The sequence below is a fragment of the Brevundimonas sp. P2_A6 genome, from assembly GCF_056404975.1.
In genome coordinates this window covers 526,299-546,205 of the sequence record NZ_JBFUCZ010000001.1, presented here as the reverse complement: position 1 = coordinate 546,205, position 19,907 = coordinate 526,299, and the positions used below count along the sequence as shown (strand labels likewise).

Sequence of the window (19,907 nt, the reverse complement as noted above, 5' to 3'; positions counted from 1 at the left end):
GGCTTCCTCTAGGGATCGCGCCCGATTTCGCGCGCCCGTCACGGGACCGGCAGCGCCCCTCCAGACAGTGATCCCCATGGCGAAAATCAACGGCAACACCATCAAGCCCGGCATGGTGCTGGAGCACAACAAGGGCCTGTGGGTCGTCACCAAGGCCAGCCACGTCAAGCCCGGCAAGGGCGGCGCCTTCGCCAACGTCGAGGCCAAGAACCTCGAGACCGGCAACAAGCTGAACGAACGCTTCCGCTCGGAAGACAAGGTCGAGCGCGTCACGCTGGAGCAGAAGGAGTTCTCCTATCTGTACGAGCAGGGCGACGCCCTGGTGTTCATGGACGACGCCACCTACGAGCAGACCGAACTGCAAAAGGACTGGGTCGGCGAAGACCGCGTCGCCTATCTGCAGGATGGCATGAAGGTCGTCATCGAGATGCACGAGGATCGGCCCATCGGCCTGACCCTGCCCGAACAGGTCACGCTGGAAGTCGTCGAGACCGAACCCACCGTGAAGGGCCAGACCGCCTCGTCCTCCTACAAGCCCGCCAAGGCCGACAACGGCGTCCGCATCATGATCCCGCCCTATATGGGCGTGGGCGAGCGCATCGTCGTCGACACCACGACCGGCGAATACGTCCGCCGCGCGGACTGACGTCCGCAGGGAATAGGGATTAGGGAGTAGGGATTAGGGGAGTCCTTGGCCGCGCTGATCTCTCTTCCTAATCCCTAATTCCTCTTCCCTAGGCCCTCCCAACCATGGCCCTCGCCTCCGCCCTCGTTTCCGTCATCATCGACGCGGTTCGAAAGACCGCCCGTCCCATGCTGCGCGACTTCGGCGAGGTGGCGCAGCTGCAGGTGTCGAGGAAGGGCCCCGGCGACTTCGTCACGGCCGCCGACATCAAGGCCGAGGACACCCTGTTCGAACTGCTGATGAAGGCCCGCCCCGGCTATGGCTTCCTGGGCGAAGAGCGCGGCATGATCGAGGGGACCGACAAGTCCCACACCTGGGTGGTCGATCCGATCGACGGCACGACCAACTTCATGCACGCCATGCCGCATTTCGCCATCACCGTGGGCCTGCAGCGCTATGCGCCGGACGGCACCTCCGAGATCGTGGCCGGCGTCACCTACAACCCGATCATGAACGAGCTGTTCTGGGCCGAGAAGGGCAAGGGCTGCTATCTGAACGACACCCGCATCCGTGTCGCCAGCCGCCGTGACCTGTCCGAAAGCCTGATCGCCACCGGCCTGCCCTTCATCGGCAAGACGGGCCATGCCCAGTCGATCAAGGACATCCACGCCATCGGCCAGCGCGTCGCCGGCATCCGCCGCCTCGGGTCGGCGGCGCTGGATTTCGCCTGGGTCGCCTGCGGTCGCTACGACGCCTACTACGAGCGCAATCTGAAGCCCTGGGACGTGGCGGCGGGCATCCTGTTCGTCACCGAGGCCGGCGGCATCGTCACCACCATCGATCCAGACGGCGATCCCAAGACCGGCGTTTCGATCCTGGCCTCCAACCCCGAACTGCATCCGCAGCTGGGCAAGGTGCTGCGGGGCTGATTTCACGGCGGCGTCACGGGGCGCCCCTACCCTCGGCGCATGATCCGGTTCATCCTCGCGGTCCTGATGGTTTCCGCCGCCCCCGCCCTCGGCCAGACGCCGCATCCGCTGGTGATCGCCCATCGCGGGGCGTCGGGCGAACGGCCTGAGCACACGCGGGCCGCCTATGAACTGGCGATCGAACAAGGCGCCGATTTCATCGAACCGGACCTGGTCATGTCGAAGGACGGCCAGCTGGTGGTCCGGCACGAGAACGAGATTTCCGGCACCACCGATGTCGCCGACCATCCCGAGTTCGCCGCGCGACGGACGACGAAGACCATCGACGGCGTGGCGACCACGGGCTGGTTCACAGAGGACTTCACCCTGGCGGAGCTCGGCACTCTTCGGGCGCGCGAACGCCTCCCCGACCTGCGTCCCGGCAACACCGTCTTCGCCGAAGAGCCCATCCTGACATTCCAGCAGGTGATCGACATCGCCCGCGCCGGAACAGCCCTCACCGGTCGGGTGATCGGCGTCGCTTCCGAGCTGAAGCATCCGACCTACTTCGCGTCGATCGGCCTGCCGATGGAACCGCCCTTCATCGACGCCCTGACGGTGAACGACCTGATGGCGGCCGACAGCCCCATCCTGGTTCAATGCTTCGAGATCGACACTCTGCGGTCGCTCGACCGGAAGACAGATGCGCCCCTGCTCCAGCTGATGGCGGCATACGGCGGTCCGGCCGATCATCCCGAGCTGACCTATGCCGCCATGGCGATGCCCGCCGGCCTCAAGGAGATCGCCGCCTATGCGGATGCCATCGGAGTGGACACAGCGATGATCGTCCCCCGGGGCGGGTCCGGAGCCTCGGCGGCGGCGACGACACTGGTCGGGAACGCCCACGCCGCCGGTTTGACGGTCGTCGCCTGGACCTTTCGGGCCGAGGATGCCTTCCTGCCGACCGACTATCATGGCGACCTGCCGCGCTGGCTGAGGCGCTTTTACGGCCTGGGCATTGATGCGGTGTTCAGCGACTTTCCCGGCGTAGCGGTTGCCGCCCGTGATTGACGGCTACCCCTCGCGGAACTGAAGCTCGGCCAGCCGCGCGTACAGCCCACCTCTGGCCACCAGCTCGTGGTGGGTGCCGGTCTCGACCACCGCGCCGTCCTCCATGACCACGATCCGGTCGGCGCGCAGCACGGTGGCCAGGCGGTGGGCGATGACCAGGGTCGTGCGCGTCTCCATCGCCTGATCCAGAGCGGCCTGCACCAGACGTTCGTTCTCCGCATCCAGCGCGCTGGTCGCCTCGTCCAACAACAGGATCGGCGCGTCGCGAACGAGCGCCCGCGCGATGGCCAGACGCTGGCGTTGCCCGCCCGACAGGCTCTTGCCGCGTTCGCCCAGGGGCGTGGCGAACCCTTCGGGCAGGGCTTCGATGAACCCCAGCGCCTGGGCCTCTTCCGCCGCCTGACGCACCTCGGCCTCGCTGGCGGCTTCGCGGCCGAAGCGGATGTTCTCCATCGCCGAACCCGAGAACAGCGGGGCCTCCTGCGACACCCAGGCGAAACGACCGCGCACCTCGACCGGATCGGCCGCGCGCACATCCACGCCATCGACGCTGACCGCGCCCTCCTGCGGATCATAGAAGCGCAGCAACAGGCGGAACACCGTCGACTTGCCCGCGCCCGACGGCCCGACCAGGGCCACCGTCTCGCCCGGCCGCACCGTCAGGTCGAACCCCTTCAGCGCCGGCAGGTCCGGCCGTCCCGGATAGGCGAACCGCACACCCGCCATGGCGACCCGGCCCTCGGCCGGACTGGGCAGGGCCACGGGATTTGCGGGCGGTGCGATGGACGGCATGGCGCGCATCAGCTCGTCGATCCGCTCCATGGCCCCCGACGCCTTCTGCACATCGCCCCAGCTTTCGCCCAGCGCCCCCACCGCCCCGGCCGTGAAGACCGACAGCAGCACGAATTGCAGCAAGGCCCCCGGCGTCATCACGCCATTCGCCACGTCCTGCGCGCCCAGCCACAGCACGAAGGTCACCCCGCCGAAGACGACCACGATGATCACCGCCGTCATCCAGGCCCGCGCCTTCATGCGGACCAACGAAACGCCGAACGCCTCCTCCACCACCGCGCCGAACCGGTCGATGGCGCTCTGGACGCGGCCAAAGGCCTGGACCGTCTCGATGGCGTCGACGCTTTCGCCCGCGAAGCCCACGGCATTGGCGAACCGGTCTTGGGACCGCACGGTCAGTTTCCGCACCGACCGGCCGAAGATGAAGATCGGCGCGATCAGGATGGGGGCGGTCAGCAGGACCAGACCCGTCAGCTTGGGGCTGACCACGAACAGCAGGGCGATACCGCCCAGCAAGGTCAGGAAGTTGCGCAGCGCGAACGACACCGAGGTCGTCAGCAGGGTCTCCACCAGGGCGATGTCGGTGGTCAGGCGGCTGAGCACCTCGCCGGTCCGCATCTGCGCGAAGAAGGACGGATCCAGCGTCAGGATACGGTCGAACAGAGCCTTCCTCAGATCGGCCACGACCCGCTCGCCCGTCTTGGTCACATAGAAATACCGCACGGCGGTGGCGACACCCAGCGCGACGGCGTTCAGACCCAGGATCAGGAACCAGCGGTTGATGTCCTGTCCGCCGTTCTCGAACCCGTGGTCGATGGCCCCGCGCGCCGTTCCCGTCAGGGCCAGGGACGCGGCCGTCGAGCCCAGCAGCCAGAACATCGCGAACAGGGCGTTCAGCCGGTGCCGCATCAGATAGGGCCACAGACGCAGTAAGGGCCGGACACTGCGGCCCTTGGCGCGCCGCTGCTTGGCCTCGCCGATCTGTTCGACCAGGATCGCGCCCGCGCCGGGACGCCCCGCCGCCTCCGCCTGTCCTGTCAGGGAATCACGGGGAGAAGCGGCGCTGTCTGTCATAGTGAGCGCCTCTTGCCCCCAAAGGCCCCCCGGTGTAAACGCCGCCGCTCATTCCCGCCGGGCTTGCTGGCGGGTTTTCTCATTTTCACGCACCGACGGTCGGCATCGTCATCGCGTACAGAGACCGGAACACGACCATGAAGGCCGATACGCACCCCGACTACCACTTCATCACCGTCACCCTGACGAACGGCGAGACGTACCAGACGCGCTCGACGTACGGAAAAGAAGGCGACACGCTGAACCTGGATATCGATCCTTCGACGCACCCGGCCTGGACTGGCGGCAACCAGCAGATGCTGGATCGCGGCGGCCGTGTTTCGCGCTTCAACAACAAGTTCGGCGGCTTCATCAAGAAGTAAGGCCGAACTGCGGCAAAGACGACACGAAGAGCGCCGGTTTCTCGACCGGCGCTTTTTGTTTGGTCGGAACGTCGATAACATGCGCCCGTTCGATACCGGGGCGCGAACGCCGGGTTCAACGCGGCGTCGAACACAGAGCGACACGACCATGAATCGACGCGAATTGACCCTCGGCGTGGCCGCAGCGGCGGTGGCCGGCGCGGCCTCGGCCCAGACCTCCACGGCCCAGATGGCCCAGGCCAATTCGGTCAACAGCCCAACCTACGCCGCCTACAACGACCAGATCGGCCGCCTGCCCCAGGCCGTGCAGCCCGATGTGCGCGCCTTCTACGAGCTGAACGGCTGGCGCCCGGTGTGGAACGCCGATCGGCTACGCAAGTTGAACGACGCCTCCAACCGTGCCGAACGCCACGGTCTGGCCAAGTCCGACTTCGTCGACTTCGTCGGCCTGGCCGCCGATCCGGACAGCGCCGAGGTCCGCACCACCGGGGCCGCCATGGCCTATGCCAAGGTCCTGGCCAACGGACGGGTGCGGCCCGAATCGGTCGAAGACCTGTGGGAGATGCAAAAGAACGTCGTCGATCTGCCCGCCGGGCTGAACGACGCCATGGTCCAGAACAAGGTCGTCGAATGGTTCGATGGACTGGCCCCCACCGACATCGGCTACAACAATCTGTCGGCCGGCTACGTCCGCTATCGCCGCATCATCAGGAACGGCGGCTGGGCCAGGTTCCGCGCGGGCGCCGCGATCGAGCCGGGCAACAGCGACACGCGCGTGCCCATCATCATCCAGCGGCTGGTCGCCGAAGGCGATCTGTCGGAGGCCGACGGCGCGCGCCTGACCGCCCAGGGCCTGGTCTATGGCCCGGAACTCCAGACTGCCGTTCAGGGTTTCCAGGCCCGTCACGGCCTGGCTCCGGACGGCCGCATCGGCGCAGGGACCCAGAGCTCGCTTGGCGCCTCGGCCGAGGATCGCGCCCGCCAGATCGCCCTGAACCTGGAACGCCGCCGGTGGCTGAAGCGCGAGCTCAATCCAGAGCGGATCGAGGTCAACACCGCGGCCGCGATCATGGTCTACTGGAAGGACGGCCGCCCCGTTCACTCCAACCGCGTCGTCTGCGGCGCGCCGGCCACCCAGACGCCCAGCCTCGAAAAGCCGTTCGCCTCGGTCGTGGCCAATCCGCCCTGGTACGTCCCCGCCGGCATCGCGCGCCGCGAGATCCTGCCGCGCGGCCCCGGCTATCTGGCCAGCCAGAACATGTATGTCCAGAACGGTCAGGTCATCCAGCGCGCCGGGCCAACGGCCGCGCTCGGCTATGTGAAGTTCGAGCTGCGCGACAGCTACGCCATCTTCCTGCACGACACGCCGTCCAAGGCCGCGTTCAATCTGTCGACGCGTCAGCGGTCGCACGGCTGCGTCCGGGTCCAGAACGCGGTCGATTTCGCGCGTATCCTGCTGTCGCCGGACCCCACCCTGCTGTCCGAGTTCGACACGGCCCAGCAGACCCGCGAGACCCAGCGCATCCAGACCGGCCGCGAGATCACCGTGCGCCTGCTGTACTGGACCGCCTTCGTCGACGGTCAGGGCCGCGTGGCCTTCCGCGAGGACATCTATCGTCGCGATCAGAAGCTGGCCGAGGCCCTGGGCATCGCCGTCAGCCTGCCGACGGTGGTCGATGACGGCGCGCGCGTCGCCAACGACGTCGGTCCGTAGGGGTCAGCAGCGATAGTCTCTCCCTCCCCTTCATGGGGAGGGACCGCGAGCGTCAGCGAGCGCGGGTGGGGCCCGTCAGGGTGGAGCTCCGTCTTATGACTTCCCCACCCTGACCGCTTCGCGGTCTTTCCCTCCCCATAAAGGGGAGGGACAGGGATCCTAGACCCGGAACGCGGCTTCCAGCATCCCCATCTGGCTCAACACCGGATTGGCATCCGCTTCCTGCGGCGCATCCAGATACATGCGGCGATCCAGATACAGCACCCGGTCATGCAGCTTCTCGGCCCGGACCAGATATTCGACCAGGGCGATGGGGATTTCCGGGTGCGTCGGCTCGGTCTCGACCTTGCGCTCGTTCAGGCGATAGCGCGCATCGCAGGCCGCCTCGGGCGTCATGTCGCCTTCGCGCACGGCGCGTTGGACCAGCAGCCAGGACGCGATCTGCATCAGCCGCGTGGTCAGCTTCATGCTCTCGCCCGCATAGGCAAGCGCTGCCGAACGTGACAGCAGCTTGGATTCACGACGTCCGTCGCCGTCCAGATAGGCGGCGGTCTCCTCGACCAGCTCCATGCCTTCCTGAAAGGTGCGCTCGAACAGCTCGGAGCGGGCGAAATCGCGCACCTCGCCCGACCGGGACCGCACCGCCGACTGTTCCTCGTCGCTCGCCATCAACTCAACCATACTCATGAAAACGACCGACGTCCGCTGTGTCATCGGGCCGGATCGGCACCGTGGCCCATCCGTCTGCAACGGCCATGCCACGGATCGGCAACAGACGAAACGTCATCAGGAGCCGAAGTTGAACAGGGCGTCGGCGGCCGACTTCTTGGCGTTCTTTGACGCGATGGCAGCCTTTGCCCGGTCGATCTCGCCCGTCAGGGCTTCGATCCGCTCGTTCAGTTCCTCGACGGAATACAGATCCAGGTCCTCTCGCCCCAGGGCCGTCAGCATCGCCCCGCGTTGCGGCCGGGGGTCGAGATCTTCGAAAGTCACCGTCGCCTCCTTGGCCATCGCCCGAAAACGCCCCATTTGAGCGCCCGGACACGGATGATTGCAAGACGGGGAACGCCGCATGCGGGTGATCGAGATCGAGGGCGGCTCCGGACCCGCCGAGGCGCTGCGCATCGCCGAGCGCCCGGACGCGCAGGCCGGCCCCGGCGAAATCCGCATCCGCGTGAAGGCGGCGGGGGTCAACAGACCGGATCTGCTGCAACGCAAGGGGGCCTATCCGCCCCCGCCCGGTGCGTCCGACATCATGGGGCTGGAGGTTGCGGGCGAGGTCGATCAGATCGGGCACGGCGTATCGCGCTGGGTCATCGGCGACCGGGTCTGCGCGCTTCTGGGCGGCGGCGGCTATGCCGAATACGCCGTCGTCGACGCCCGCCACGCCCTGCCCGTCCCCGACGGCATGGACTGGGTGCTAGCCGCCGCCCTGCCCGAGACCCTGTTCACCGTCTTCACCAATGTGTTCGAGGGCGGACGGCTGGCTGCCGGTGAGACCCTGCTGGTCCACGGCGCCACCTCCGGCATCGGCGTCATGGCGATCCAGATGGCCAGAGCGGCGGGGGCCAGGGTCATCGCCACCTCGCGCGGATCCGCCAAGGCGAAGGCGGCCCTGGATCTGGGAGCCGACGTCAGTCTGGATGCCAGTTCGGGCGATCTGGCCAGGGGCATCGCCGATGCAGGCGGGGCCGACGTCATCCTCGACATGGTCGGCGCGGCCTATGCGGCGCTGAACCTGGACGCGCTCAAGCCCTTCGGCCGCTGGGTGGTGATCGCGACCCTGACCGGTGGCCTTTCACAGATCGAACTGGGCAAGGTCATGATGAAACAGGCGACCCTGACGGGATCGACGCTGCGTCGCCGCCCCGCCGACGAAAAAGCCCGTCTGGCCGCCGCCATAGAGGCGCGCGCCTGGCCGTGGGTCGTCTCGGGACAGGTCCGCCCGCCGATCGACGCCACCTTCCCGCTGGATCAGGCCGGTCTCGCCCACCTCAGGCTTGAGGCGGGCGAGCACGTCGGCAAGATCGTCCTGACGGTGGGCTCAAGCAGCGCGTGACCGCGTCACGCGCGTTAGGCCCGCAAAACGTCTAGTAGCGTCCGCCGCCCCGCGCCGGACGCATGGACGAGATGCGATCGTTCAGGCCCGAGTTGTTCAGGTTGCGGACATTGCCCTCGAGGATCTGGCACTGTCCCCGGAAGCCGGAGTCGGAACAGACCTCCCACGGGCCGTTCAGCTGGATCGAGCTGATCTGGTCGTTGAAATCGGTGTTGGCCAGGTTGTACTGCTCGCCCCGGAACGTCTGGAAGGCACCGCGATAGTCGCGGTCGGCGAAGACGGTGATGCTGTTGCGCCCGCCGTTGTTGCCACCGTTCCAGCCGCCGCCGCCATTACCGCCGCCATTGTTGCCGCCGCCCCAGCCACCGCCGTTGTTGCCGCCTCCGCCGGGGCGGCCGCCGCCATTGTTCTCGAACGTCCCGCGCACGTCCCCGCACATCAGCAGACCGTCGATGTTGGAGATGTCGCTGGACGAGCAACGCGCCAGCTCGATCGACGTGGACCGCGCCCGGCTGCGCGTGTCCAGGCAGTCGGCATAAAGCCTGCCCTGGTTCACATAGGCACCCGAACAGGTCTCGGCATAGCTGCCGCGTGGCGCGCCACGTGACTGGGCCTCAGCTGCATCGGGAACCGACACGAAACCGGCGGTCGCCAGGACGGCGCCAGCGGCGATGAAAGCGAGCGTCTTCATGGATCTTCCTCCTCCAGGGTGGATGCCTGACGCATCCGATATGCCAGTGTTCTCCATGCTGGATGAACCGTAGCTGTATGACACGACAGGACGTCGTTTTCTTTTCGCGCGAAACGGCATATACCGCCAACATCAAGCGCCCGGTCGAAAGGCCGGGCGCCGTCGTATCCAGAGCCCGGGATCGCCGGGCCATTTGAACACTGCGGGACCACGCCCATGACCGACATCCTGATGCCCAAGGCGACCGCCGTCTGGCTGGTGGACAACACCTCACTGACCTTCGAGCAGATCGCCGCCTTCTGTGGCCTGCACCCGCTGGAAGTGCGTGGCATCGCCGACGGCGACGTGGCCCGCGACATCCGGGGCGTCGATCCCATCACGGGCGGTCAGCTGACGCGCGAGGAGCTGGACAAGGCCCAGGCCGACGAAAACTACCGCATGACCGCCATCGTCAGCCGCCACGCCGAGCTGCTGAAGACCCACAAGCCTGCCCCGAAATACACCCCGGTCTCGCGTCGTCAGGACCGGCCGGACGCCATCATGTGGTTCGTCAAGAACCACCCCGAGGTCACCGACGCCCAGATCGCCAAGCTGCTGGGCACCACCAAGTCCACGATCGACAGCGTGCGCAACCGCACCCACTGGAACAGCCCCAACATCAAGCCGGTAGATCCGGTGACCCTGGGCCTCGTGGGCCAGCTGGTGCTGGACGACCTGATCTCCAAAGCCGCCGCCAAGAAGAACAAGGACGACGCCAAGAAGGGCGGCCCGGCCCTGGAGCCGATCGCCGCCGAGCCTGTGGAGCCGGAGTTCGTCCCCGAGGAACGCGAGCGCCGCACCGCCGAGCCGACCGCGGCATCCGTCTTCGGCAACAAGGACTGAGGTCTACTGGGCGTAGGCCGCGCTGCGCGGCCGATACCAGCTGGGGGATGCGGGCGGGGCGCAGTTCCGCTGCATCCCCAGCCCCTTCAGATAGGCGCGGCGCGACCGTCCGGCCTGAATCGCCGCCTGCACATGGCGGCTGTGCTGCTCGGCCCCCGACAGCTGCCGGATCCAGTTCCGGCCCGGAATGAAGTCGGTCACGCTATTGCGGATCGCGTCCAGCGCCGCGCGCGCCGCAGCGTCCTGCGCCCGCTCGCTCATCAGGGTCCCGTTGTCGTGCGGCGGCTCGTCGGTGTCCGGCCCCAGCGCGTCGTTCAGCCGGATGACCTCGGCCGCAATGGTCGTGCACTGGTTCAGATTGCGGGTGTCATAGGGGTTGCCTTCCGCCTGCAGCAGGACGGTGGGGATGAACTCCCGCCGTAGATTGAAGTCGTCCAGCGGTGCGGTCACCGCCGCGCCGACACCGTCGCGCACCTGGCTCGCCGCCGAGCAGCCGCTGAGAGCCACAGCTACAAGGACCGACACCACGCCACGCTTCACCAAGACCGCACTCCGAACACCAGGTGCCGAACGCTTCTACCGTGATGTCCTGAAACGCAAGACTGCGCTCAAGCAGCGAGGCTCCGCGAGCCGAGCGGTAGCGCCTCTTGACCCGTAACCGATGCGCTCAAGCAGCGAGGCTCCGCGAGCCGAGCGTTAGCGCCCCCTACAAGAAGGATGCGATGGTACGTCCTCTCGGGCTCGAACCGAGGACCCTCTGATTAAAAGTCAGATGCTCTAACCAACTGAGCTAAGGACGCGCACCGATGCGGAAACGGCGTCGCCGTTTCGCGGTTGCGCCTTCTGGTGCATCGCAGCAGCCGGGTCAAGGCCACAAGCTGCAATCTGCGTCAGGCGACGCTCAAGCTCGCCTGATCGATCTCGTTCGCCGCGCAGGCGTCGGCCAGGGTTTCGGCCAGCAGCGCCGGATCGATCGGCTTGGTCAGGAAGGCATGGACACCGGTCGCGTCCCAGGCCGCGCGATGCACGTCCATGGCGTTGGCCGTCAGGGCGATCAGCGGCGTGCGGCGGTTCAGCCCGGCAGCGCGAATCTGGGCCGACGCCTCCAGGCCGTCCATGACCGGCATCTGCATGTCCATCAGTATGGCATCGAACCGCTGTCCCGCCGCCGCCTCGACCGCCTCGGCGCCGTTCTCGACCAGTACGATGCTGCACCCGTGCGGCTCCAGCAGCAGGGTCAGGATGCGGCGGTTCACCGCGTGATCGTCCGCCGCCAGGATGACCTTGCCCGCCAGGGACGCGCTGGTCAGCGTGCGGCGCGTCGGCTCCGGGATCGCGGCCTGCGCGACCTCGACAGGCAGGACGAGGGTGAAGGTCGAGCCCGCGTCTTCCACGCTTTCGGCGGTCAGCTGGCCGCCCATGATCTCGGCCAGTCGGCGACTGATCGCCAGCCCCAGACCGGTCCCGCCGTACTTTCGGGTCGTGCCCGCGTCGACCTGCTCGAAACTGTCGAAGATGTGGGCCAGCCGGTCCGCGGGAATGCCGCAGCCGGTGTCGGCGACGGCGATGACCAGACGGCCTTCGTCCGCCCTCCAGTCGATCGAAAGGGTGATGGTTCCGTCCTGGGTGAACTTGACGGCATTGGACAGCAGATTGAACAGCATCTGCTGCAATCGCAGCGGATCGGTGCGAACGCGAAGGGGGGCCTCGTCCGAGATCCAGACCTTCAGTCGCACGCCGTTGGCGCTGGCCTTGGGTTCCCACAATCGCACCAACGAGCCGATCTTGTCGCGCAGGTCGATGTCGGACGCCTCCAGCTGCATCTTTCCCGCTTCGATCTTGGAAAAGTCGAGCACGTCGTTGAGCAGGCCGACCAGCACGTCGCCCGCATCCAGCAGCATGGAGACATGCTCGCGCTGTTCGCGATCCAGCCGCGTCCGGCGCAAAAGGTTGGCGGCCGAGATGACGGCGTTCATGGGTGTGCGGATTTCATGGCTGACCACGGCGAGGAAGTCGGACTTGGCGGCACTGGCGACCTCGGCCTTGCTGCGCTCGATCCGCGCCTCTGCGTTCGCCTCCTGCAGGGCCCTGGTGGTCATCGAACTCTGGCGCACGGCGACGATCAGATGGGTCATGTAGAGCAGGCCGCCGATGGCGATCAGCACGTCCTGGGGCTGCCGGTCCATCACGGCTCCCATGATCGGCAGGCCGAGGAAATACAGGCTGTGGGGCACGACGGCGGACAGCAGCAGCGGGCGAACGTGGTGCATGTGAAGGCTGACATGGAGCAGACCGCCCGCCACCTGCACGATGGCGAACAGCCGCCCCGCCTCGCCGCCTGCCGTCCACAGATAGGCCGATATGGCGGAATAGACGACGACGTTCAGGGTCGTGGTCGCGCACATCAGCACCCGATAGGCCCGCGACAGCGGCATGTCGGGCTCCAACCGGATCGGCCGGAAGATCACCCAGTCGATCACCTGGGTGGCGACGACCGCCGCGAACCACACCGCAGGCCACGGGCTGTGCGCCAGGAACCACGCCGTCGCGGCGATGAACACGGCCAGCCCGACCCGCGTCTTCAGTTCGCGAAAGCGAACCTGCGCGATCATCGCATAGCCGTTGGTGGTCATCATCGCCCCTCTTCGCCGAACATCATAAGGTGAGAGAAGCGAAGGATTGGTTTCCGTCAGGCCGATGCGACGTGACCTCGCAGAGACGTCGCGTTATGGAACAGGCCTGCACACAGGGCGTTTCGACGCCGAATCCCGGGGGAGATGCAAATGAAGACTTTGATGATCGTCGCGGCCGTCGGCGTCGCCGCCCTGGCCCTGTCCGCCTGCGACGAGCCGTATCAGGAGCAGGCCGAGACCGCGCCCCCGCCGATGGAGGCTCCGGTCGCGCCCGCCGCGACGGACCAGACCGCCCCGGTCGCCGACACGACAGCGCCGACCACGGCCCCTTCCACCACCCCCCTGCCCGCCGACGAGCGGTCTTCCGAACAGTCGGTCCAGCCGGAAAGCGAAACCCTGTTCTATTGAGCTGCCGCCGCAACGTCGTCGCGATTGGGTTGCATAAGCCGCGCCCGTCGGCCGCGAGGGTCGACGACCAAGGATCGAGATTGAGGTTGCGTCGTCACCGTCCCGCATTTCTGCTGCTGGCCGCCATCGCGGCGGCCTGCGGCTGGCTGGGCCACGCAGACGACGCCCGCGCCGATCCTCGCGCCCAGATCCGGGGAGATCTGCCCGGCGATCTCCGGACCCGTCTGGTTCAGGCCATCGGCGAGGTCGACGATCCGCCTGGAAATCGATTCGAGGCCCGGCGCCGCGCCCGCGCGGCGATGGAATCGGCCGAGGCCCTGCTGCGCTCGGAGGGCTACTACCAGTCGCTTCTGGAAGACATCGTCGAGGGCGATGAGACCCCCGTCGCCATCGTCAGCGTCAATCCCGGACCGCGCTTCGTTCTCGCCCCGGCCACGATCCAGTGGGTCGCGCCCGAACCGGAGCCTGAGGTCATCCAGACGGCCCAGGCCGACATCGGCCTGACTCCGGGCGATCCGGGCCGGGCCGCCGAGGTCATCGCCGCCGAGGGGCGGATCATCGCCAGCCTGACGCGCGAGGGTTATCCCGACGCCGCCACCCGGCCGCGTCGCGTGGTGGTCGATCACGCCGCCATGACGGTCCAGCCGACCTTCAACATCTCCTCCGGCGCGCTGGTGCGCCTTGACGGCGTTCGCCTGGAGACGCGCGGGCCCACCAACCCCGAATGGGTCGCCAACCTGGCACCGTGGACCCCGGGTCAGCGCTACGATCCCGAACTGGTGGGCGAGCTGGAGCGCCGGCTTCTGGAAACCGGCGTCTATGACGGCGTCGCCGTGGCCCTGACCGGCCCGGACCAGACGACGGCTGAGGGCAACCGGCCCATCGTCGTCACCCTGACCGACCGGCCCCGCAAGATCCTGGAGGCCGGTGCCACCTTCTCGACCGCCGACGGGTCGGGCGTGGAGGGGCTGTGGACGTGGTACAACCGGTTCGGGCGCGCCGACACCCTGCGATTCCAGGCCCGCATCGCCAACATCGACAGCCGCATCGGGGCCGACCTGTCCCTGCCCCACTGGCGCAGCCCCGGCCAGACCCTGGCCCTGTCGGCCGCAGTCGTGAACGAGGACACCGACGCCTATGTCCGCACGGCCGGTGTGCTGTCCGCCGACCTGCGCCAGCGTCTGGGCAAGACGTCCTGGTACAGCTACGGCGTCGGCCTGGACTTCGGCCGCTACAGCGAAAACCGCTTCGATCCGGTGACCCAGGCGCCGATCAGCCTTGACCGCGATCTGGCCATCTTCACCGGGCGCGCCAGCGCCTATATCGATCAGTCGAACGATCCGCTGAACCCGACCAACGGCTGGCGGCTGACCGTCAACATCCAGCCCACGGCCGTGGCGGGCGAGGACACCATCCTGTTCCTGCGCAGCGAGGCCCAGATCACCGGCTATCGTCCGCTGGATGGCAAGGCGAAGACCGTGGTGGCCGGACGCATGCGGCTGGGCTCGATCCTGGGCGGCAGCGAGCTCAGCGTGCCGTCCGATCGCCTGTTCTATTCCGGTGGCGGCGGCTCCGTGCGCGGCTACGAATACCAGGGCGTCGGCCCGCGCCTGCCCGACAACACCCCGCGCGGCGGCATTTCCCTGTTCGAGGTCTCGGCCGAGGTGCGGCGCGATCTGGGCAAGAATTTCGGTGCCGTCGCCTTCATCGACGCAGGGTCCATCGGCTTCGACGAAACGCCCGACTTCTCGAACCTGCGCTACGCGGTCGGGATCGGCGGCCGTTACAACCTGTCCTTCGGCCCCATCCGCGCCGACATCGCCATCCCGCTGGACAAGCGAGAGGGCGACGCCAGCTTCCAGGTCTATGTCAGCATCGGTCAGGCGTTTTGACCGATCAGACCCCCGACACACCCGAGGTCGAAACGCCCGCCAAGGCCGAGAAACGCCGCCGCACGCGGCTGCAGGCGTTCGGCTTCATCGCCGGTTTCGTGCTGGTCGGGCTGGCGGCACTGGCGCTGATCCTTGCGATCGGCGGGCGGATGTATCTTGTCTCCGGACCAGGCCGCGATCTGGTCACCAGCTTCATCGCCGGCAAGAAGATCAGCCGCTATGGCCGCATCAACGTCGAGGGTCTGTCGGGCGACCTGTTCGACGACTTCACCCTGGCGCGCGTCACCATCACCGACAAGGACGGCGTCTGGCTGGATGCCCGCAACGTCCGCGTCGACTGGGACTACTGGCCCCTGGTCACCCGCCGCTTCCACGCCACCGAGATCAGTGCTCAATCCATCAAGCTGCTGCGCCGCCCAACCTTGGATCCGCCCGACGGCAAGCCGCCCCAGCCCAGCCCCATCAGCGTCGATATCGACAAGTTCTCTGCCAACGTCGAACTGCTGGAAGGCTTCTCGAAGGAATACGGCAAGTGGCGTCTGACCGGCGACGCCCTGATCCCGCGCACAGGCAACAAGACCGCATCGCTGAACGCCTACAGCCAGAACCGGCCCGGCGATTTCCTGCGCGTCACCACCACCTTCGGCGGCAAGGTCCAGGACCTGCGCCTGAACCTGCGCGCCAGCGAAGCCCAAGGCGGCCCCCTGGCCGGGTCGTTGGGCTATTCGCCGGACCAGCCCTTCTCGGCCACGGCCCTGGTGAACGGAGAGATCGTCAGCGCCACGGTCCAGACCGGCCGGTTCGTGCCGCTGACCGTACGCGGCCGCTATGGCGTCGCGGGCTCGCGCATCTCGGGCTATTTCGACTTCAGCGGCTCGGACCTGCTGGAGCCCTTCGTCCAGCGCATCGGCCGCACGGCCCGGTTCGGCTTCGCCTCCGTCCCGACCGCCGATGACAAGAACGTCCAGGGCCTGGCCTGGCGGCTGATCGCGGACAACCTGACCTCCAGCGCGCGCGGCGTCATAGACATCAAGAACCAGACGGCCGACGACGGCGTGGCGGTGTCGGTCTCCACCGGCTCGGTGTCCCGGCTGGTGGGCACGCCCATCGGTGGCGCGGCGACCTATTCCGCGATGTTCACCGGCGGCGCCAAGGTCTGGAAGCTGGACGGCGACGTCCGCCTGTCGAACGCCGACATCGCCAGCTATGCGGCCGCCCAGGTCTCCGGTCCCCTCGACATCGCCTCGAACAACGGCCGCATAGCGCTGAGCGGCGACCTGTCCGTGGCGGGCGGGCGCAGCGCCGGTATCATCGGGGCCCTGCTGGGTGCCCAGCCGCGCTTCAAGTTCGCCGCAGTCCGCGCCAAGGACGGCGCCATCCTGCTGGAAGACATCGACGCGCGAGGTCAGGCCCTGACCCTGACCGGCTCGGGCGGACGCAACCTGCTGGGCGGTCTGGGCTTCCGGGGCCGGGCCGAGATCACCGATGTCGGCCGCATTCGCCCCGGTGCGCGCGGCACCTTCGGCGGTCCGATCCAGGCGTCGTCCGCGCGGTCCGGCGCGCCCTGGCGGCTGACGTTCGACGGCCGGGGCGCGCGTCTGGCCACGGGCATGGCCGAGCTGGATCGTCTGCTGGGAGCCACGCCCCGTCTGCAACTGGCCGGTGCCTTGAACGGTGGTCGGATCGAGATCGATCAGGGCCTGCTGACCGGCGCAGCGGGCCGCGCCAGCGCCAAGGGTCTGATCGAACCCGCCGGTCGCCTGCGGCTGGCGCTGGACTGGAATGCCCAGGGACCCTTCGGCGTCGGCCCGATCGCCATCGACGGGGCCATGACCGGCAACGGGGCCCTGACCGGCACCTTGGCCCAGCCCCGCGCCGATCTGACCGCGACTTTCGCCAGCGTCGCCGCCGGGCCGCTGACCCTGACCGACACGAACCTGATCCTGAGCTTCCGGAAGGGGACGGATGCCTCCGACGGCCGTGTCGTCCTGACCGCCGGGTCGAACTACGGCCCGGCCACGGCGTCCGGAAACTTCTTCCTTGGGGGCAATGCCCTGCGTCTGACCGACGTGGACCTGAACGCGGGCGGGATCACCGCCCAGGGCGCTCTGGCCCTGAACAACAACACCCCGTCGAGCGCCGACCTGACCTTCACCGCACGGCCCGGGGCCTTCCTGACGTCGGGCACCGCCGACGGCCGCATCCGCCTGACCGACGGACCGGGCAACGAGAGCGCCATCCTGGACGTGACCGGTCGCGACCTGCGCTTTTCCGGCTCGCCCTATGTGGTCCGCCGCATCAGCCTGGACGGACGCGGCACCCTGGACCGCCTGCCGTTCACCGTCGTCGCCGACGTCGGGGGACCGACCCCCGTCTCGTTCGACGGCACCGGCGTCTATTCGCGTCAGAACACGGCCCAGAGCGTCACCCTGTCCGGCAACGGTCGTGTGCGCGAGGTCGCCTTCGCCACCCGCAGCCCCGTCGTCATCGCCCTGGCCGGGGACGGCCGCGTGGTCCGGGTCGACATGACCGTGGGCGGCGGCGTCTTGCTGGGCGAGATGCGACAGGACGCCGACGCCGCCGTGATCCAGGCCGATCTGACCAGCGTCGAACTGGGCTCCATCGCGCCGGACCTCAGCGGCCGCGTCACGGGGCGCGTGTCCCTGCGCGGATCCGGCGACGACCTGTCGGGGTCCGCCAACGTCACCCTGGCCCAGCTGCGCAGCGTCGATGCCCCGCGCGGCCTGTCGGTGGACGGCACGGTCAACGCGACCCTGGTCAACAACACCCTGCGCATCCAGGCCAATGCGGCCGGGACCGATGCCGTGCGGGCCACCGCCGACGTCACCCTGCCGGTCGAGGCCTCGGCCGCCCCGCTACGCCTCGCCATCAACAAGACCCGCCCGATGTCGGGAGAGGTGGTGGTCAACGGACAGATCCAGCCGATTTGGGATGTCTTCTTCGGGGGCGAGCGGACCCTGGCCGGTCAGGTCGATGGACGCGCGACCCTGGGCGGCACCATGAACGCGCCGCTGATCAACGGCCGCCTGAACCTGGCCCAGGGCCGGTTCCGCGACAACGCCACGGGACTGGTGCTGAACGACGTGACCCTGGCCAGCCGGTTCGACGACACGACCGCTCTGGTCCAGACGTTCACGGCCACCGACGGCTCGGGTGGCACGGTGTCCGGCGACGGCCGCATCGGCCTGCGTCAGGGATCGGGCTCCAGCTTCGAGCTGGCCCTGACGCGCTTCCAGATTATCGACAACGATATCGCCCAGGCTCGCGCCACAGGCCCCCTGACCGTGACGCGCGGCGCCGAGGGAAATATCCAGCTGGCGGGCCAGGCGACCATCGACGAGGCCCGGATCGAGGCCAATCCTCCCGTGCCCAGCGGCGTCACCGCCATGGATGTCGTCGAGATCAACCGCCCCGGCGGCGACCCGGCCGAGACCGAAGAGGTCAAGACCCAGCGTGGCCCCCAGATCGGTCTGGACATCCGCCTGCGGTCGACCGGCAATGCCGTGCGCGTGGTCGGGCGCGGCCTGAACGTCTATATGAGCGTCAACGCCCGGGTGCGCGGGACCGTCGCCCAGCCGGTCCTGAGCGGCACGGCCCGCATCGTGCGCGGCGACTACGATTTCGCGGGCAAGCGGTTCGTGTTCGACGATCGCGGCTCCGTCGCCCTGTCCACCGATCCGACCCGCATCCGGCTGAACCTGTCGGCGGTGCGCGAGGACCCGGCCCTGACCGCCACGATCCGCGTCACCGGCACGGCCGCCCTGCCCATCATCGTCCTGACCTCGACGCCACAGCTGCCTCAGGACGAGATCCTGTCCCAGGTCCTGTTCGGCCGCTCCGCCTCGCAGCTGTCGCCGTTCGAGGCGGCGCAGCTGGCGGCGGGTGTCGCTTCGCTGGCGGGTGGGGGCGGCTTCGACGTGATCGGCAACCTGCGCGAGCTGGCCGGTCTGGACCGGCTGTCGTTCGGCGGAGAGGCCTCGGCCCTGACCGTCGCCGGGGGTCGCTACATCACCGACGACGTCTATCTGGAAATCATCGGCGGTGGCGAAGGCGGAGCCGCCGTCAACGTCGAATGGCAGGTTCGCAGGAACGTCGCCATCAGCTCGAAATTCGGTGGCCAGGGCGACGCCACCCTGTCGATCCGGTGGCGGCGTCAGTCGCGGGTGCCGGGGGCGGCCACGGGCGACGGCGACCGCCGCCCGAACCGTCGCGCCAACTAGCGCGCGCCTTCCATCTGCAGCCGATCCAGACGGCCGATGCCGCGCAGGCCCGCGATCAGCAGGATCAGCTGTACCACCATGACGACCAGCGACAGGCCGATCTGCCACATCGGCGTCGTCGGAATATTGGGCATGGCGCTGGCGATCAGAGGGGCCGCGGCCGTCGATACGATGCCGAACAGGACCAGCACCAGGAACAGGATGGCCAGCATCTTGCCCGGATTCCGCCACTGAACGAGGCCCAGGATCAGCTGAAGCACGGCCAGGCCGCCCGCCAGCCACATGCCGACCTGGGCACCCGCCGCGGCAGCGGCCGCGCCGTCGGGATTGGCCTGGTTCAGGCTGTCCACGGCCGCCTGGATCTCGCCCGGGTTGGCCAGGGTCCAGGCCACGCTGGCGACGCCGACCACCGCCCCGATGAACATGGCCACCGCACTGGCCCGTGCCGCGCCCTCGGCGTCCGCCTCGGTGGTGATCGGGCTGGTGGGGTTAAAGGCCTTGATCCAGTCGGTCATCGTTCGTCCTCCCAAAATGACAAGCAGGCTTTACACGCAG

General features: G+C 68.1%; 17 protein-coding genes and 1 tRNA gene. 10 read left to right on the top strand and 8 right to left on the bottom strand.

Going from position 1 to position 19,907, the window contains the following annotated elements; all coding sequences use genetic code 11:
- Window positions 1-76: 76 nt before the first annotated feature.
- The 3 genes from efp to AC1DW4_RS02765 all read left to right on the top strand — a co-directional run bounded on the left by efp (window position 77) and on the right by AC1DW4_RS02765 (window position 2,604).
- Window positions 77-646, top strand: coding sequence for an elongation factor P (efp, locus tag AC1DW4_RS02775; protein WP_477015708.1), 570 nt, complete (start codon window positions 77-79; stop codon window positions 644-646).
- Window positions 647-750: 104 nt separating this feature from the next.
- Complete coding sequence (locus AC1DW4_RS02770) at window positions 751-1,554, top strand: inositol monophosphatase family protein (protein WP_477015707.1); 804 nt, start codon at window positions 751-753, stop codon at window positions 1,552-1,554.
- A 39-nt stretch (window positions 1,555-1,593) separates the two neighbouring features.
- Complete coding sequence (locus AC1DW4_RS02765) at window positions 1,594-2,604, top strand: glycerophosphodiester phosphodiesterase (RefSeq protein ID WP_477015706.1); 1,011 nt, start codon at window positions 1,594-1,596, stop codon at window positions 2,602-2,604.
- Between the two features lie 3 nt (window positions 2,605-2,607).
- Here the strand turns inward: AC1DW4_RS02765 and AC1DW4_RS02760 are convergent, their stop codons facing one another.
- Window positions 2,608-4,470, bottom strand: coding sequence for an ABC transporter transmembrane domain-containing protein (locus AC1DW4_RS02760; RefSeq protein ID WP_477015705.1), 1,863 nt, complete (start codon window positions 4,468-4,470; stop codon window positions 2,608-2,610).
- A gap of 137 nt (window positions 4,471-4,607) precedes the next feature.
- Here AC1DW4_RS02760 and rpmE point away from each other — a divergent pair, with 137 nt between their 5' ends.
- Together rpmE and AC1DW4_RS02750 are read left to right on the top strand one after the other, a co-directional pair.
- A complete protein-coding gene (gene rpmE / locus AC1DW4_RS02755; RefSeq protein WP_477015704.1) occupies window positions 4,608-4,832 on the top strand; it encodes a 50S ribosomal protein L31 in 225 nt (74 codons plus the stop codon).
- Window positions 4,833-4,980: 148 nt separating this feature from the next.
- Window positions 4,981-6,546, top strand: a complete 1,566-nt coding sequence (locus AC1DW4_RS02750; protein ID WP_477015703.1) for a L,D-transpeptidase family protein — start codon at window positions 4,981-4,983, stop codon at window positions 6,544-6,546.
- Window positions 6,547-6,705: 159 nt separating this feature from the next.
- Here the strand turns inward: AC1DW4_RS02750 and rcdA are convergent, their stop codons facing one another.
- Entirely contained in the window at window positions 6,706-7,233 is a 528-nt protein-coding gene (gene rcdA / locus AC1DW4_RS02745; protein WP_477015702.1) for a protease adaptor protein RcdA, read from the bottom strand.
- A gap of 99 nt (window positions 7,234-7,332) precedes the next feature.
- Window positions 7,333-7,539 carry a DUF1192 domain-containing protein gene (locus AC1DW4_RS02740; protein WP_477015701.1) on the bottom strand — a complete coding sequence of 69 codons (207 nt, stop codon included), beginning with the start codon at window positions 7,537-7,539 and terminating at the stop codon, window positions 7,333-7,335.
- Window positions 7,540-7,618: 79 nt separating this feature from the next.
- Here AC1DW4_RS02740 and AC1DW4_RS02735 point away from each other — a divergent pair, with 79 nt between their 5' ends.
- Complete coding sequence (locus tag AC1DW4_RS02735; RefSeq protein ID WP_477015700.1) at window positions 7,619-8,605, top strand: NAD(P)H-quinone oxidoreductase; 987 nt, start codon at window positions 7,619-7,621, stop codon at window positions 8,603-8,605.
- A gap of 31 nt (window positions 8,606-8,636) precedes the next feature.
- Here the strand turns inward: AC1DW4_RS02735 and AC1DW4_RS02730 are convergent, their stop codons facing one another.
- The gene (locus AC1DW4_RS02730) at window positions 8,637-9,296 is read right to left on the bottom strand and encodes a beta/gamma crystallin-related protein (RefSeq protein ID WP_477015699.1); all 660 of its coding nucleotides are present in this window, start codon (window positions 9,294-9,296) and stop codon (window positions 8,637-8,639) included.
- A gap of 216 nt (window positions 9,297-9,512) precedes the next feature.
- On the opposite strand from AC1DW4_RS02730, the gene AC1DW4_RS02725 reads away from it, so the two are divergent.
- Window positions 9,513-10,178, top strand: coding sequence for a DUF1013 domain-containing protein (locus AC1DW4_RS02725; protein WP_477015698.1), 666 nt, complete (start codon window positions 9,513-9,515; stop codon window positions 10,176-10,178).
- Window positions 10,179-10,181: 3 nt separating this feature from the next.
- On the opposite strand, the gene AC1DW4_RS02720 is transcribed toward AC1DW4_RS02725, so the two are convergent.
- The 3 genes from AC1DW4_RS02720 to AC1DW4_RS02710 form a co-directional block, all read right to left on the bottom strand.
- Window positions 10,182-10,718, bottom strand: coding sequence for a hypothetical protein (locus tag AC1DW4_RS02720; RefSeq protein WP_477016203.1), 537 nt, complete (start codon window positions 10,716-10,718; stop codon window positions 10,182-10,184).
- Between the two features lie 183 nt (window positions 10,719-10,901).
- Window positions 10,902-10,978 (bottom strand) — tRNA-Lys (locus AC1DW4_RS02715).
- A gap of 90 nt (window positions 10,979-11,068) precedes the next feature.
- Window positions 11,069-12,814 (bottom strand): ATP-binding protein, encoded by a 1,746-nt coding sequence (locus tag AC1DW4_RS02710; protein ID WP_477015697.1) that lies wholly within the window; start codon window positions 12,812-12,814, stop codon window positions 11,069-11,071.
- Between the two features lie 147 nt (window positions 12,815-12,961).
- Between AC1DW4_RS02710 and AC1DW4_RS02705 the strand changes: the two genes are divergently transcribed.
- The 3 genes from AC1DW4_RS02705 (at window position 12,962) to AC1DW4_RS02695 (ending at window position 19,352) form a co-directional block, all read left to right on the top strand.
- Window positions 12,962-13,219, top strand: a complete 258-nt coding sequence (locus AC1DW4_RS02705) for a hypothetical protein (protein WP_477015696.1) — start codon at window positions 12,962-12,964, stop codon at window positions 13,217-13,219.
- A gap of 86 nt (window positions 13,220-13,305) precedes the next feature.
- A complete protein-coding gene (locus AC1DW4_RS02700; protein ID WP_477015695.1) occupies window positions 13,306-15,111 on the top strand; it encodes an autotransporter assembly complex protein TamA in 1,806 nt (601 codons plus the stop codon).
- On the top strand, window positions 15,108-19,352 hold the full coding sequence (locus tag AC1DW4_RS02695) for a translocation/assembly module TamB domain-containing protein (protein WP_477015694.1): 4,245 nt from the start codon (window positions 15,108-15,110) through the stop codon (window positions 19,350-19,352). The genes AC1DW4_RS02700 and AC1DW4_RS02695 overlap by 4 nt, the downstream gene beginning before the upstream one ends.
- Here the strand turns inward: AC1DW4_RS02695 and AC1DW4_RS02690 are convergent.
- The gene (locus AC1DW4_RS02690; RefSeq protein WP_477015693.1) at window positions 19,349-19,867 is read right to left on the bottom strand and encodes a hypothetical protein; all 519 of its coding nucleotides are present in this window, start codon (window positions 19,865-19,867) and stop codon (window positions 19,349-19,351) included. The genes AC1DW4_RS02695 and AC1DW4_RS02690 overlap by 4 nt on opposite strands.
- Between the last annotated feature and the right edge of the window lie 40 nt (window positions 19,868-19,907).